The organism is Bdellovibrio sp., assembly GCF_047637665.1.
Taxonomy (GTDB): domain Bacteria; phylum Bdellovibrionota; class Bdellovibrionia; order Bdellovibrionales; family Bdellovibrionaceae; genus Bdellovibrio.
In genome coordinates this window covers 270,723-285,436 of the sequence record NZ_JBLJBT010000026.1, presented here as the reverse complement: position 1 = coordinate 285,436, position 14,714 = coordinate 270,723, and the positions used below count along the sequence as shown (strand labels likewise).

Below are 14,714 nucleotides of genomic sequence, written 5' to 3'. Positions count from 1 at the left end.
TGGGTAACTAGTATTAATCATGAAGAATTTCTTGCAGAAACCCAATGAAAAAATATTTGGCCTTCGGAACCTTGACCGAGACACATTGATTTTTCGAGTTCTGCCCCGTTTTCTTTTAGAAATCCTTCGTAAATACTTTCGCATGGAAATCGAGGGTGTTGAAAACATTCCGCGCCGTGGTGCGGTCATAATTGCCCCCAACCACTCCGGCTACACAGGTTTTGACGCCTTTCTTTTAGGGCACATCGTTCAACAAGAGGCCAAACGAGTTCCCCGCGTCCTCACTCACCATTTTTGGTTTTTGACTGAAACCACCGCGATCCCGGCCCACAAAATGGGATTCACAGAGGCGACCTATGAAAATGGCGTCAATGCTCTTAAAAAAGGAAATGCCATTGTCTTATTTCCCGAGGGCGAACAAGGTAACTTCAAACCCACGACGGAGCGTTATCAGTTGCAAGAGTTCAAACGCGGTTTTGTCCGCATGGCTTTAGAAACTCAGTGCCCCATCGTGCCCGTGGTGATCTTGGGAGCGGAAGAAACTCACATCAATTTGAAAAAATTGAAATTCACGAAGTTCTTAAAGGGCTCCGTGATTCCCCTGCCTCTGAACATCATCCCTTTACCGGCCAAGTGGCGCATTCGCTTTTTGGAACCGATCTATCTTCCCTACAAAGCTTCGGCGGTGGATGACTCAGAACTTGTGCATGATATTGCTCAAGACATCCAAGAAAAAATGCAGCTTGCTATTGAAGAGGAAATTCAAAAAAGGGGAAATCCTTTTCTGTAAGGTCGTACCTATTTGCGGCGATCTGGAAGGTCGTCGCCGATGACTTTCATTATCGAGTGCCATTTGGCGACAAGAATGCCCGGCTCGTCAGGGTTTCGGCTGACCAACTGACTGACAAGAAATGCAGATAAACTGACGGCAATGACGAGGAGGAGCACATACTCCACCACAATCTGACCCTTTTTATTCATATCTGAAGTATATCATAGTTCAGCAGGAGCGGAAGAGAGCTCCATCGGAGCTGGACGCCAAGTATCCATTGTGAGACGTAAAGTCTCTATCAAAAGATCCAGGTTTTCATCCTCAACAGGACCTCGCAAGCCAATCACGACGTCTTCATGCCACTTTTCGACTTCCAAAGGACTTGATTTGCTTTCACGACCGTCAAAGGAAAGTAAGAAACTATCCGCCGTAGGATAGACCATCACCAAAATATTCGCACCCGACGCTTTAGAAGCTTCCTTCGCTTTCGCCGTTTCTGCCGCTAACTTCTGTTGGATCAGGAAGTAGATTTTCAAAGCCAAAGCTTCATGGAACTGGGCAAAGTAGATGCGCACGGGACCATCAAAGATGGCACTGTTAAACGCAGGATTAAAATACTTCGACTGCATTAAAGTGGTATAAGACGATCTCATGTTGTTACTCCCCCCGGAACAGACACAGCTCAAGACTAGAAAGAAATGAGGTCATAGTTCAAAGGAAATTTTAAGAATCTTAAATTTTCTGACGCATCAGATTATTTTAGATTGTTAAAAACCTTCTTCCCTCTCGAGAAAACCACCTTCTTGGTGGACTCTCCCACACTATAGAACAAGGTCTGCCAGTCCTTCTCAGTGCACAAAATATCAGCAGACTTGCCAACCTCTAAAGAACCGACTTCATTCTGCAAGTTCAAAGCATGAGCCGCCCCTACAGTGTAAGCGCCGATGACTTCTGGCAAACTCATCTTCATCTCTAAACGAGCCAAAAGCCCTACAAGATTCAGATCCTGCGCCGGAGAACTGCCCGGATTAAAATCCGTCGCCAGCGCCACTCGTGCACCCGAATCAATCATCGCGCGCGCGGAAGGATATTTTGTCTTCATATAAAGATCCGCCGTCGGCAACAAAACACATGTCACCTCGGACTTTGCTAAAGACTGAATTTCTTTTTGAGTGACTTGCAGAAGATGATCCCCCGACAAGGCCCCCACGTTGACGGCCACATCACTGCCACCGCTTAAGGACAACTGATCTGCATGAATCAGAACCTCAAAGCCCAATTCTTGAGCTCGACGTAAATAAACCTCTGAGGCCTCGGGAGGGAAAAATCCTTTTTCAATAAAAATATCCACGCGCTGAGCCAGCTTCTTTTTCTTCACCTCTGGCAAAACTTCTTGGGCCAGAAACTGCAAATACTCTTCATAGGATTTAAACTCCGGAGGAAGCGCATGAGCGCCTAAAAATGTAGACACCGTTCGCACACCTTGAATTTTCTGTGCCGCCTGAAGCATCTTCAACTCATCTTTCAAGTTGAGCGCATAACCTGATTTGATTTCTAACGTGGTCACACCTTGAGAAAGAAAGTGATTTGCTCTTTCTTGCCCCCACCGCACAAGATCCGCCAAAGAGGCCGCGCGGGTTTTCTTCATCGTAGAAAGAATTCCGCCTCCACGGGCCGCGATCTCCTGATAACTGACCCCTTGGTTGCGCATTTCAAATTCCGCCGCACGATCTCCAGCAAAAATCAAATGCGTATGGCACTCTACGAAACCGGGCAAAACCGTACACCCCTTCAAATCCAGTTCGCGATGATTTTTCTTAGCCAGCTCCTTGGGAAGTTTTTTTTGAGGTCCTATCCAGGCAATCCGATCCTTCTCAATCAATACAGCGGCCTGAGAAAGAATCCCGAGATCCTGTTCTGTGATCTGGCGCCCCTCTTTGCGAGCCGCCCCTTGCAATGTCAAAAGCGTTGAAATATTTCGTAATAGAGTACCCATGTGCTTATTCAAACACATGGGTTTCCGGGATCAAGGAAAAACCTTGTCTCTACATAATCTTGATAGAATGACTGCGCGCGCCCTCTGCCTTGGGCACGGTGATCTCTAAGACACCATCCTCAAAGTGAGCCTGGATCTTATCCGCGTTCACCTGAGAAGGAAGGGACAGATTTCTTTGGAACTTCCCGTAAACTCTTTCCGTGAACTTCCCTTCACCTTTGGTTTCGCGAAGACGCTCTCCAGAAATCGTCAAAACATTGTTATTAAAGTCGAGCTTAATATCGCTCTTCTTCATGCCTGGAAGATCCGCATAGATCATATAGGCGTTGTCATTTTCCTCCAAATCGAGGGCGGGAGTATATTCAAACTCAGAACGAGCCGCAAAGCCCGGAGAGAAGCTGCGATCAAATTCATTAATGAACTCTTCAAACTGATTGAAGATATCTGAGGTCGGTAAACGACGACCACTCCAGGGAGCCAAGGAACGCATAGGCATAGAAATCCTCCTTTAAATTTTGAAACCAGTATGGACTCCCAAAAAACAAGGTCAATGCTCGGACCAAGGGTATGTCAAAATATAAACGGCGCCAGATTCCTCAGGCGCCGTTCCTTGATTTTAACTCATTTCATGAAAACGAATTTGTTATTTAACTCTCGGAGCAAACCACATATCAATCACGGCTCCTTGTTTTTCTTTACCTTTTTCAACAAAAATAAAGGTGCTGCGCTCACGCACTTCGGCGCGATCCCCGATAGCACTGGTTGTGCTGGCATCGTACTTTAAAGACACGGATTTAATTCGCGACTTCAGGGGAACCAGCTCTCCCTTTTGAACGACAGCGTCGCCATTACGATCAAACCACAAAAGCAATTTCGCAAAGTCCTTGTCTTTGGCGTCGATCACATCATCTTTGTTTGAGTCAAACTCTCGCAAGGCTTCAAATCCGTTTTTAACCGCATCGCCTTGATTTCCAAATAACTCATCGACGGAGATCTTCTGATCGCTGTTACGATCAACCGCAATAAAAGCTCCCGGGGCCCCTTTTTCAGGCCACATGGTGTTTCCGGAAGGATTTAATGGGAAGTCCACTTCAGCAGAAAACTGAGGACGCTTGTCATCGAAGAACACCATCAACGGAGAGAAGTATCCTCCGCAAAAGCCGTTTTCCCCAGGGAAATAGGCGGCGATGCTATATTGTTTGCCGTCCTTTGAGTTGCTTCGATAAATGCTTCCTGAAAGGTCGCCGTTATGGCCCATATACTGGCCCCCACTGGCGACATCAGGATCAAATTGCTGAACAAAGCGAACACTTTGCAACTTCACGTCAAAGTCATCGCTGATATTTCCTTCTTCATCCACTTTGGTCGTGAAGGTAATAGGTACGGAAATTCGCACATTGTTCCCGGCATACGACGCCACCAAGCCTGAGCCGGAGGTGTCTTCACTAGGGATCAAAATAACCTTATCATGGCCCGACATCGACACCACTTTTGCCGGATATTTGACGGAGTACTGCCTTAAGGCACCCTTATCATTCAACGTGACATACATAATCACTGAAGATCGCGGTGAAATGGGATTTGAAACACTTCTGAGATTGGTGCCGAAACAAGAGTTTGAAACGTTGATCGTAATACCTTCCTGGGAAGCCCGAGTAGCCTGACCAGAAAGAACCACCCCTTGAAAGCCGGCACCACCGCCTGCGCCCGAATTAACGGCGGCAGGCTGTTGCTCTGATGCCTGTGCCTGAATAACCGCTCCTAAGACTAGCGGAGCGCAAAGCCATCTCTTCAAAAACATACAAGCCCCCTTTAGTTCCCTTTTTTTGCATCAGGTCGCACGATGCTATAATAGATCAGAGCATCCCGCGCACTCTTTCGTGCAAAGACCACCTTCTGAATATCGGCGGCAAAAAGCTGTCCTTCTTGAAAGCCTCCAGAGCCATAAACAGAACGGAAAAGGTTTACCTTGTTATTCCCCCGAGTATCTCTCTCTAAATAATACTTGATAATACTGACCGCCTTCAAGCGCACAAGAGGAGCGGCTCCCCCCAGAGGAGGTAATTCACGTAGAAGTTCATCTTCGTTATCAATTGTCTCATTTGGATACAAAGGATTTGTCCGATCCAGAAAATTGGGAATCTCCAAGGGTCCTAACACGGACTCTCCTGTGGCCTTCACCACGCCAACAAACATAGGAGATCGCGCCGGACGAGAATAGTTGGGACCCGTTGAAGTCATCTCTCGGACCGCCGCAGGGGAATCCAGCATCAACAGCGTCCCCACTTGCCAAAAGTTAGGGTTGGCTTTGGCGACTTCCTCTTTTTTATTGAGTGAACGAAACGTCAAGGTCGCGGCAATATTGGGATTCGTGGGTGGATTTCCAATATCATAAGCCAATGCCGGTGTGTACATCATGGTGGCTCCCAACTTTTGATTGGTCACCATAAAGACAAACTCCGTCCTTCCACCCAGCGACAGAGTCAACTGCCGAGGGCCCTCGTCGCCTCGCCCTTCCGTCACGTCCGAGACATAATCAAAGAAGAGATTCCCAAAATCATCTTTAACCAAAAGATTATTAAAGGATGGTTCTGAATACTTTAGATCTTTAAGAATCATGCGCTCGGCAATGATACTGTCAACTTTGTCTTCGATCTCATTACTGATTTCGGATTTAGTCTTTGCGGTAAAAACAAAAAACGACGCCGCCACCAGCCCCATGATTCCCAAGAGGGCCACACCAATAATCATTTCAGTTAAAGTAAAACCTTTTTGATTATTTCTCATTGCGAGTTCACCACAAATTGATAGTCCACAAAACCATAAGCATTCGCGCCGGCCTCTTGAGATTGTGCCGAGCCCTTACTCCAATCCTTATGACTCAGACGCACGGTCACGAGATAAAGACCACTCATCCCCGGGTACGCCTGGATCACAAATCCATAACGCCCAGGACAGTCCGGGCACTGTTCCGCCGTCGTCATAATGCCACTGCCCCAGGCCATCGGAAGAGTATCCAAAGCCAACGCATTGTTTCTCTCTTCATCAGTCTGAAAATAGTTGATCTGATACATACGAACATTGGGACGAATATTTTCAATCACGTCATTGATCTGTTTATAGAGAGCATTTTTGGTTCCGCTGTCTTTGGCGACCTTCTTCATACTCAGAATTCCTGAGATAAAAAACGATCCCACCAAAGTGATCATTGCCAACCCCAAAAGGGATTCAATAATGGTAATACCTTTTTGATTCTTAAGAGTTGACGTCATATGCCGGACTCCCTGGAAACCTCGAGAACATAAAATCGCACCAGACGGTTTTTACACATCGTTGAGTTGCTATTCGGCACAAGTCCACAATCTGGATCCACTGAGGTCCAACGGAAAGGATCCGCCTTAGATCGCAGAGAAATAGCGTTACAGCGATACAAGTTAGCCACCTCTTTCATGGCCGGATAAGGATGCCAGATTGGATAGCGGGCAATGGATGAACAATCCTGACTATCCAGGGCTTTGAGAACCCCGGCCTGACGAAGTTCAAACGTCGCCATCGGGTGATAAATGGTGCTCCAACGAATTCCCGCAGTATAGGCATCGGGCGCTATCGACAATCCATTCGATAGAATAAACGTGCCAATAATTCTTAACGGTGTGCTGCGCGACTCAATCACCAATCGCTCACAGGCGAAGAACCCCGTCACAAAATTGGCGGTGCTCTTAACAACACAATCGCGCGCCATGGATTTAATGACGAAGGTGGCTGTTCCACCACCGCTCGCGGCCCGATAAGCATTATTCGCATCAAAAATATAGTTTGTTCTATCTTCATACTTATTAGTAAAAGACCAGGAGTGCTTGGCGTTCGGAGCAAAGGATCTTGTCCAATCAGTTCCCCCAAAAGCGGAACTGCCAGAGCCGTTAGTCAAACAAGCCAAATCATAGTTTGTAAAGGGATCATCGTCGGGAAGAACCCCTTTCGAGTTTCCAATAGCATCAGAAATATTTTGAGAGACGGAAATGCCCGTGCCTCCATTACGTTTAAAAAACAACCACCCTTTGTTGTTGCCCTTCTGAGCCTGAGACCAAGTACGTAAGGAGTTCCCATTGTAATAAGACACATCATACGCTTCAAGTTGCAATGACATATCCAAAGGGTCCCCGTTTGAACTTAGAATCAACTCAGGGTGATCAAAAGAGACTTCAAGATCCCGGAATGTCGCGTTCGTGTTCCCTTTGCTATCGTTGGGGTCCACGGTCTTCTTCACTGAAATATAAATCTTAGGCTGAATGCCCTCTTTGGCGGCCACGGCGGCCTTCTGCTTTTGCAGATCATCGACCCTGTTTTGGGCGTCGGCAATCTTAAGATTTTGATCCTCACGTTGTTTACGCAAAGTGCGAATCCGTTCTTCGACAAAATCAATCTGATTTTTCAGGGAAGACACTTTGGGTTGATCCACGGGTTTTTTGCTTTCTGCCGTAGCCAGCTCTTTTTGCAGATCCGCCAAATCGTCTTCCGCTCTGGAGAGTTGTTTTTCAATATCTTTTAAGCGGCTTTGTTCAAAGAGCAACTGCGACTCTGCGTCCACCAATTGGCGTTCGATCTTATCCTTCAGTTGTTTTAGATTAATCTCAGGAACCAGAGTGACAGTCCCGTTGTCAGGGATCTCTCCACTCACCACCATGCGCCCGATGTTCATCGTGTAGTGAGCCACGGCTCCATCTTTCTTATCTAACTTCCAGTCTTTAAGAACCTCTCCAAACCAGCCCGAGCGAGTCATCGACGGCGCATCCACTTGACCCGTTTGAGGATTGAAGCGATTTTTATCCGTCATTCCCAAACGGTACTGATATTTACTGCCGTTCTCTTTGAGAAGTTGTCCTCGCAATTCACTCTCGGCGGTGCGATTCAGATCATACTTGGCCAGATTATAGCCAATACAGCGCTCCATCAAACTGGGATCTCCTGTGGGACTGCCCGTGGCATACCCCGACAGATAATCCAATCCCAGATCTCGTCCCCCATCCACTTCAACACCTTTTTGAAAGCCACCGAATTGACGGATATGCGCCCAAAATTGATCCCCTTCATCCCCGGAACTTCGTGGACGGAATTCTTTATTATCACGCATTACGGGACCGCTGCCCAAAATCACTTTGTCTTTGAAAGTCACCGGAGTATAAACCGTGTCCGCCTCTTCCTTATCTGCCTTCAAGTCAGGAGCCTTCGGTAAATGAACCGTGCCATTGGTATAAACGGGACTCTCAAAGATAAGCCCCGGGTATTTGATTTGCTCTGCGCGAGACGGAAACTGTCGAACAACCGCATCGCCTTTTCCGGGCCCCGTTGCCGTCGATAAATCCAAGCGCATGTCTCCGGCCACTAACAAAGCAAAACTTCCCACCTCGCGAGGATAAACCCCCAGATAAGAAACCGTAGTTAATTTACTAGAGCCCACTTCAATAACATGGCCAGAGCCATCAAGAAGACTGACGGTCACTTTCAAATACAATTCATTGCCGTACTCGGGCACGACACCCCGTCGATCCCGCTCGATCACGACATCAATGGCTTCCACCTTGTAACCCTTCAGATCCGCCACAATTTTATAAACCGGATGCATGGCACTGAAGGACTTCAAACTGATTCGTTGTTTGATCGAATTTAAAGGAACACTATCCGCACTGCCTATGCCCATCGCCTTCAGAAATAGAACCGTTTCATTTTTCATCAGCAAACGTTCTACAGAGCGAGGATGATTTAAGATCTGCGCCATGGTGGGCGGAACACTGCTGCCACAAGGTTCGGGCATCCAACTTTCAGAAAAACACCATCGTTGTTTAATCCCAAATAGGGTAAAATCAACCATCGAGTGCAAAGCCAATCGCGCTGTGATGATGGAGGAAGTTTTAGTCACCTGTTGACGATGTTTGAGGACTTGAGGAGACAAAAAGTAGAGCATAATACCCACGACCCCGACGGCAAGAAGGGCTTGCAAAAATGCACTCCCCTTGCGGTTAGGCATGGTAATACGTTCTGATCTGCTCATGGTGGTGTCTCCTATCTGTCCGTATCGACAGATAAAAGGACAAACTTAACAAAAGACACAGTTTGAGCGACTGCAAAAACAAAACAATATCTCAGAATGAGATTTCGGAGTTAGTTCGTATTTCCGTTGTCCTTAATTCTCACAACTCCGTTTCGATTCAGGCCGTTGTAGGCGGTGAAGTCCCCCACTAAGAAGACATCCCCCGAACCATCATCAGCCGTCTTGATGGTGTAACCTGACGCGTTCACCCCGGTCCCTAAAGCAAAAGACATATCCATACTGCCATCCGGATTCAGACAGATAATTCGTGGGACCGTCGTGGGATAGGAACTTCCGCTGTAAGGATTGAAGTAGCCTGTAAATGCACCTGTCGCATAAACGCGCCCATCCTTCGCCAACGTCACGCTGTTCACATAACCACGATCGACATAGGTCGAACCACTGTCTGCAGTATATCGATACATCAAACCAGAACCCACGTTAAAGGTGTTATCCAAAGTTCCACTGGCTTTGATCTTTACCAGCCCCATACGAGCTTGTGCCTGGAACTTTTGGAAAATTCCCGCAATATAAAGTCCTCCATCAGGGGCAACCACCATATCTGTAATTTGCGCCGCCGTCGCCGGTGCTGTATAGCCCGGACCCGCTCCGACATTAAAGTTTGAGTTCAAAAGTCCGGTGTCTTTCAAACGAACAAGATAATACCGAGCCGTTCCGTTATAGGAGGTGAAGTTTCCGCCCATAAAAATATCATTGGTTCCATCCAAGGCGGCCTTCATAACCAAGACCCCAGTTCCTCCAAATCCAGAACCGACGTTGAATGCATAATCAATGCTGCCGTCCGCATTCAAACGTATAGCTCGATTTGAACTGACACCTTTATAGGTCCCAAACAATCCCGAAGCATAAATCTTCCCGGACTTATCTGGCGCCGGAAGAATATCATACACGGAAGAGCTGAATCCCGTGCCCACCACAAACGTCGTATCCAAACTGCCATCAAAATTTAAACGGGCAATACGAGGAACCGAGACGCCCTTATAGGTCGTGAAAGCTCCTCCAACATAAATCTTATTGATCGTCTTATCATAATACAGGGCAAGGACTTCTCCATTAAAGCCCGTCCCCACCACAAAACTTGTGTCAATTGAGCCATCTTGATTGATTCGCACAATATAAGGAGACGAAGTTCCTCGATAGGTCGTGAAGTTTCCACCTAAGAAAAGGCGGTCAGAGCCATCATTGATTTCGACAACTTTACGAACGTACCCCGAACCTCCTGCGATCCCGGCACCAATGTTGATACCGATATCGGGTGTTCCATCCGTATTCAGGCGAGTAATACGCGCAAATCCAAAGGCATCATAGGCCGTAAAGGCGCCACCGACATAGACGTCAAAATAGGGGTTCGCCGAAGCTGGCGGAACTAACACCGCGTAAGTGACTCCCCCAGAGAAACCGCGATTTGTAAAGCTTGGATTCAAAGAACCATTCGCTTGAACGCGAGCAAAATAGTTTTGTACGGTTCCTCGATAGGAAGTGAACTCGCCGGCCACATAAATATCGTTCGTCCCGTCTCCGGCAGCAACAATGTCACGAACATAAGCTGCGTTAAATCCATTGGTGGCGCTCGCAACACCATTGAATGTGGCACTCATCGCTCCATTAGCCGTCAAACGCGCAATGCGAAGTGCCGAGTTGGCCGTCGCCCCATACTGAGTGAAGTTTCCACCTGCATAAATCTCGGTGTTATCTTCAGGCGCTAGCTCAATATCAAGAACATAACTAGACGCCGTCGTAAATCCGGCCGTGGCCCCCGTCGCCCACCCCGCTGCGACCGCGCCATTACTGACATTCACTTTCACGATTCTGTTTACCGTTACGCCCCGATATGTTGTAAAGTTTCCGCCCAGGAATAAGGAGTTTCCGTCTGCGGATAAACGCAAAGCCCGCACTTCTCCATTGGCGACACCGCCGGTCCCGACATCAAAGGCCGTCACAGTGGTTCCATCCGCATTCAGTTGCACGACCTTTTGAAAACTTGCGGACCCATTGACATTGGTGAAAGCGCCACCAGCAAAAATCGTATCCCCCGGGCCGTATTCCAGCGAGTAGGCAATGCCCACAAGAACGGGCGCAAAAGATGGGTCATGGGAACCATCGGCATTAAGACGGATCAAATAGTCTGCCGTGGTGATTCCATCATAGTCAGTATACGCACCAGCAACATAGAATTTCCCACTGCCATCTTTCGTGGGCAGAATCGCATACACCGTATTATTAAAACCTGTTCCAATACTAAATGACTCGACCCGATCTCCATTGTATTTAAATCGCACCAGACGATTCAGCGTGATATCGCCTAATTGAGTGAAGGCTCCCCCCGCCAAGATATCGCGAGTTCCATCATTGGTCATGGCCATCGACCAGACTGCACCGTTCACACCATCACCCAGCATCGTAAAAGTGGGTTTGTAGACAAAGTTACGACTGATCGTGCCCGAGTTGTTTCCGGCCGCATCGACCTGATACGCCGAAAGACTGCGGGGCCCATCGATTCCATCAATAAGAATATCGACCGCAAACTCGCTGTTCGCGCAAGAAACCGTTGAAGGACCTAATACATTGCTGGAATAAGAAAGCTGAACATCGATACCCGTTTCGCACGCACCAATGACCGTTCTTTTATCTGAAATCACCGTGTCGTTCTCAAACGGAATCGTAAATCCGACTGAAGGCCCCGTGGTATCAATAATCCAACCATCCCCCACTGTGACGGAGGACACGTTGCCGACATTGTCGACGGATCTCACCTTGGCGTAATAACGGACGTTCGCCACAAGACTTAATCCCGTTGCCGTCACGGACACACTCGAACCTGCTGAGGTCCATCCCTTCACATCTTCTAAAAGAGGACTCGTGCCAATCGCATACTCAAAGCGATTAAATCCAGAGCCTCCGTCTGTTCCCCCGCCCACCCACGAGATCACGGGTGATGTCGTCAACGAAGTTGAGAAAATGCCGTCATCCACACTCAACGAAGGAATCGGTCCTTGGTTGTCGTGAACATAGTTTGTCATAAAGGCACAAACACTGCTTTTATTGATAGCGGTATCTGTCGCCTTGGCATAAATCGTAGAAATTGTATTGGCCGTGACTGTCACAGTGACACCCGTCGATTCAAAGGTCGACTTCGTTCCTGAACCAATCACCACACTGCAAGCCGAATCTGAATAAAGAGTGACCGTATCAGCCACCACATCAAGATAGCCTTTCATTTTCGGCGTCGTGGATGCCCCTGAGGGACTTTGTGGATCTGCGGCAAAGAAAGACGGGGCAGGCACGTTGACATTCACTAAGAACCCCGCGTTGGCAGCGGACATAGTCACGTTCCCCGCGCTATCGACGGCTCTCAGGCGAATGTAATAACGAACGCCATCACTCAAAGCCAGTCCACCGATCGTGAACGACGCCGAAGTGACTTGGGTCCAATCCACGACATCGCTAATAGCGCCTCCCGTGGTGCCGGTCCCCATCGCGTATTCGTATTTAAACGCGTTACTATCTGTCGCCGACTGTGAATAGGAAACTGCCGGCGAACTCACCGCCGAAGCATGAGTTCCCGCATAACTGACATTGGGAGTCGTCCATACCGGAGCGACCGTATCCAATGTCACGGTGTTGGAGTCGACACGACTAGAAACGTTGCCCGCACTGTCACGCACAAAAGCCGACAATGTCTTAAGACCATCTCCCCCACCCAAGGTGAAAGAGGACGTCATCGGCAGACTCTGCCAAACACAAGAACCCACATTAGTGTTGTTAGTTAAAAGACAATACTGACTGGGCTCTCCTGTCATGGCGCCGATACTCAAAGAAACCAGCGTATTATTTATGAACGAGCCACCATTAATAGATAAACCCGAGAAGGTCGGAGCAATATTGTCGTGTTTGTAAGTACCCAAAAAGTTACATACGGAAGGATTTTCTGCTCCGTCATAAGCTCGGCCATAAACAGACACTTCCGAGTTGCTCAAGATACTAAATCCAATTCCGCCACCTTCATATTCGGCCTTCGAACCGCTCGCAATCAACGAACTGCAACCTGCATCCGAGAATAACTTCACAGTCACCGTATCCGCACTCACAGTCCCTTTGACGACGGGGGATGTGGTTGTCGCAGACGGAGAACTGGGCGTGAAGGAGGTAAAGACCGGCCCACTTGCTGGCCCACTCACATCCACGGTCCACCCCGAAGAAGAAGCCACCGCAGACACATTCATGGCCTTGTCTGTGGTGCGGAAGTTGATGTAGTACGTACTTCCATCCAACAAAGTCAGTCCCGAAAACACCGCAGGAGATGTCGCACTTAAGGTCGTCCAACCACGAATGCTCGTCCCCCCGGCCGTGGTTCCAATGGAGTATTCAGTCTTTAAAACACCCGCCCCGGCATCCGCAGAGGTCGCTGACCACGTCACAGACGGCGTCGAACTCGTCGAATTCAAAAAGGACTTGTGCGAGATCGAACTCACATTGGTGGGCGGAGTATTGTCATGAAGGAAGGTTGCCATCAAAACACATGACGTTGGATTCGAAGAAGCATCAAAGCCCTTGGCATAAATCGCGGTATGGTCGTTGGCCTTGGTGGCAACCGTAATGCCAGCCCCTTCAAAGTCAGCCTTTGTGCCCGTGCCAATCTGAGCCCCCGCACAAGAAGAGTCCGCAAAAAAGTTAACACTCACCACATCGCTGGACGAGTACCCCTTGATCTTTGGATTCTGATTTGATGACGGAGAAAGAGGCGTCGTCGAAAAATAACCGATTGTCAAAGGTGTCACCGCTCCACTTTGATGAGTGTAGTCCATCAAATAAGCGCACCCCGAAATATTTTGAGCTCGGTCTTTGGCTTGGGCAAACAAAGAGGTCGTCGACCCCAGAGGCACTGTGATTTGAATCCCCGTAGTCAAGAAACTATCTCGACTGCCTCTTCCAAGAAGAGTCGTGCAGGTGTTATCACTATAAATAGCCACTTCCGAGGCCTCCAAATCCGCAGAGCCCTTCACCAAAGGAGCTAAAACTCCCGACGGGGTTGGTGGCACGGTTGAAGGACTGCTGGGATCTGCCGGAGGAGTGATATCCACATAAACCGTATTGGAGAAAACACGATTCGAGATATTCCCAACAGCGTCCTTAAAAAATAATGTGTATGCTTTAAATCCATGAGGCGGCGTCGAAGACAGCGTCGTCGGCAAAGGGGGATTTTGCCACACGCAGTTTTGCATATCAGTATCGTTTTCCAGAAGGCAGAAGGAATCAATACCGGACGATTCACCGACGACAGAGTAATTTAAATTCACCTTATTCACATAAGGTTCTTCATCAATTTTAAACTGAAAAAGGGCTGGCGCAATCGTGTCAGAGGTGTAAGTGACCAAAGACTCACATGGGCCGTAGTTTCCAGATACGTCAAACACTCGGGCATGAATATGGGTGCTAACATTGGGGATCACCAACGCTCGAATTCCCACTAAAGAAAAATTCGCCACGCCCCCCGCACCGATCGGCACACTGCAAGTTTCATCCGAATAAAGAGTCACCGCATGCGAAGCCGCATCCAAAGCCACCCCCTTCAAAAGAGGCGTCAAGGTGCTGGAAACAGAACTGGGTTCAATGGATAAGAAGCTGACCGTGAGTGAAGGTTTTAGAGTGGGGCCTCCGGGAATCGTCGTGACCGGCTCGGCGTTGGGAGTTTTTGTCGACTCCACAGACAACTGTCCCCCGCATCCCGCAAGAAGCATGGCAAAGACAGTAACGTTCCAGAGTACCGACAAGTTCCTAAGCATAAGTAACTTGTCGGTATCTAGAAAAAATATCTTGAGAATTTCACCTGTTTTCTA

At 48.2% G+C, this 14,714-nt stretch carries 10 protein-coding genes; 1 reads left to right on the top strand and 9 read right to left on the bottom strand.

All coding sequences use genetic code 11. The features are described from left to right. Positions 1-19 precede the first annotated feature (19 nt). On the top strand, positions 20-790 hold the full coding sequence (locus tag ACM64D_RS09405; protein WP_415062949.1) for a lysophospholipid acyltransferase family protein: 771 nt from the start codon (positions 20-22) through the stop codon (positions 788-790). A gap of 8 nt (positions 791-798) precedes the next feature. Here ACM64D_RS09405 and ACM64D_RS09400 read toward each other — a convergent pair whose 3' ends face one another. The 9 genes from ACM64D_RS09400 to ACM64D_RS09360 form a co-directional block, all read right to left on the bottom strand. Further along, a complete protein-coding gene (locus tag ACM64D_RS09400; protein WP_415062948.1) occupies positions 799-981 on the bottom strand; it encodes a hypothetical protein in 183 nt (60 codons plus the stop codon). Between the two features lie 12 nt (positions 982-993). Then, positions 994-1,425, bottom strand: coding sequence for a hypothetical protein (locus ACM64D_RS09395; RefSeq protein WP_415062947.1), 432 nt, complete (start codon positions 1,423-1,425; stop codon positions 994-996). 101 nt (positions 1,426-1,526) lie between these two features. Further along, the gene (gene hutI / locus ACM64D_RS09390; protein WP_415062946.1) at positions 1,527-2,768 is read right to left on the bottom strand and encodes an imidazolonepropionase; all 1,242 of its coding nucleotides are present in this window, start codon (positions 2,766-2,768) and stop codon (positions 1,527-1,529) included. 49 nt (positions 2,769-2,817) lie between these two features. Beyond that, on the bottom strand, positions 2,818-3,264 hold the full coding sequence (locus ACM64D_RS09385; RefSeq protein ID WP_415062945.1) for an Hsp20/alpha crystallin family protein: 447 nt from the start codon (positions 3,262-3,264) through the stop codon (positions 2,818-2,820). A gap of 147 nt (positions 3,265-3,411) precedes the next feature. Beyond that, positions 3,412-4,569: an EF-hand domain-containing protein gene (locus ACM64D_RS09380; RefSeq protein ID WP_415062944.1), complete on the bottom strand. Its 1,158-nt coding sequence runs from the start codon at positions 4,567-4,569 to the stop codon at positions 3,412-3,414. 11 nt (positions 4,570-4,580) lie between these two features. Next, positions 4,581-5,555, bottom strand: coding sequence for a Tfp pilus assembly protein FimT/FimU (locus ACM64D_RS09375; protein ID WP_415062943.1), 975 nt, complete (start codon positions 5,553-5,555; stop codon positions 4,581-4,583). Further along, on the bottom strand, positions 5,552-6,040 hold the full coding sequence (locus tag ACM64D_RS09370) for a type II secretion system protein (protein ID WP_415062942.1): 489 nt from the start codon (positions 6,038-6,040) through the stop codon (positions 5,552-5,554). The genes ACM64D_RS09375 and ACM64D_RS09370 overlap by 4 nt, the downstream gene beginning before the upstream one ends. Beyond that, positions 6,037-8,817, bottom strand: a complete 2,781-nt coding sequence (locus tag ACM64D_RS09365; protein WP_415062941.1) for a hypothetical protein — start codon at positions 8,815-8,817, stop codon at positions 6,037-6,039. Before ACM64D_RS09365 ends, ACM64D_RS09370 begins: the two co-directional genes overlap by 4 nt. Positions 8,818-8,927: 110 nt before the next feature. After that, positions 8,928-14,648, bottom strand: a complete 5,721-nt coding sequence (locus ACM64D_RS09360) for a hypothetical protein (RefSeq protein WP_415062940.1) — start codon at positions 14,646-14,648, stop codon at positions 8,928-8,930. Positions 14,649-14,714: the final 66 nt, after the last annotated feature.

Excerpts from the sequence above, each read along its gene's own strand:
- ACM64D_RS09365 (WP_415062941.1), bottom strand. The coding sequence starts at position 8,817 with ATGAGCAGATCAGAACGTATTACCATGCCTAACCGCAAGGGGAGTGCA.
- ACM64D_RS09370 (WP_415062942.1), bottom strand. The coding sequence starts at position 6,040 with ATGACGTCAACTCTTAAGAATCAAAAAGGTATTACCATTATTGAATCC.
- ACM64D_RS09380 (WP_415062944.1), bottom strand. The coding sequence starts at position 4,569 with ATGTTTTTGAAGAGATGGCTTTGCGCTCCGCTAGTCTTAGGAGCGGTT.
- ACM64D_RS09405 (WP_415062949.1), top strand. The coding sequence starts at position 20 with ATGAAGAATTTCTTGCAGAAACCCAATGAAAAAATATTTGGCCTTCGG.
- hutI (WP_415062946.1), bottom strand. The coding sequence starts at position 2,768 with ATGGGTACTCTATTACGAAATATTTCAACGCTTTTGACATTGCAAGGG.
- ACM64D_RS09385 (WP_415062945.1), bottom strand. The coding sequence starts at position 3,264 with ATGCCTATGCGTTCCTTGGCTCCCTGGAGTGGTCGTCGTTTACCGACC.
- ACM64D_RS09400 (WP_415062948.1), bottom strand. The coding sequence starts at position 981 with ATGAATAAAAAGGGTCAGATTGTGGTGGAGTATGTGCTCCTCCTCGTC.
- ACM64D_RS09395 (WP_415062947.1), bottom strand. The coding sequence starts at position 1,425 with ATGAGATCGTCTTATACCACTTTAATGCAGTCGAAGTATTTTAATCCT.
- ACM64D_RS09375 (WP_415062943.1), bottom strand. The coding sequence starts at position 5,555 with ATGAGAAATAATCAAAAAGGTTTTACTTTAACTGAAATGATTATTGGT.